This is a genomic window from Enterovibrio norvegicus DSM 15893, assembly GCF_900115495.1.
Classification (GTDB): Bacteria; Pseudomonadota; Gammaproteobacteria; order Enterobacterales; family Vibrionaceae; genus Enterovibrio; species Enterovibrio norvegicus.
In genome coordinates this window covers 1-465 of record NZ_FOWR01000062.1, presented here as the reverse complement: position 1 = coordinate 465, position 465 = coordinate 1, and the positions used below count along the sequence as shown (strand labels likewise).

Here is a 465-nt window from a genome sequence, read left to right as displayed (position 1 = left end):
GCTCCCAACATCGCTTTGAAAAAGTGACAGAAACGAAAAAGGCTCCAGCATTTCTGCTGGAGCCTTAAATGTGGCAGGGGTGGAGAGATTCGAACTCCCAACACGCGGATTTGGAATCCGCTGCTCTGCCAATTGGAGCTACACCCCTGTAGTTATTTTAAAGACTTAACTCTGTCTGAATAAATGGCGGAGCGGACGGGACTCGAACCCGCGACCCCCGGCGTGACAGGCCGGTATTCTAACCAACTGAACTACCGCTCCACACGGTGATAAACAGTTTCCTGTTCATCCGATACATGTCGTTCAATACACATATCTAAATTGGAAGCCTGGCGATGTCCTACTCTCACATGGGGAAGCCCCACACTACCATCGGCGCTGTTACGTTTCACTACTGAGTTCGGCATGGGTTCAGGTGGGTCCATAACGCTATGGTCGCCAAGCAAATCTTGTTGTGTTCCCCGC

At 51.0% G+C, this 465-nt stretch carries 2 tRNA genes and 1 rRNA gene; all 3 read right to left on the bottom strand.

Going from position 1 to position 465, the window contains the following annotated elements:
• Window positions 1-71 precede the first annotated feature (71 nt).
• The 3 genes from BM082_RS23160 to rrf all read right to left on the bottom strand — a co-directional run bounded on the left by BM082_RS23160 (window position 72) and on the right by rrf (window position 443).
• Window positions 72-148, bottom strand: a tRNA-Trp gene (locus tag BM082_RS23160).
• 36 nt (window positions 149-184) lie between these two features.
• Window positions 185-261 (bottom strand) — tRNA-Asp (locus tag BM082_RS23155).
• 66 nt (window positions 262-327) lie between these two features.
• Window positions 328-443 (bottom strand): 5S ribosomal RNA (gene rrf / locus BM082_RS23150).
• Window positions 444-465 lie beyond the last annotated feature (22 nt).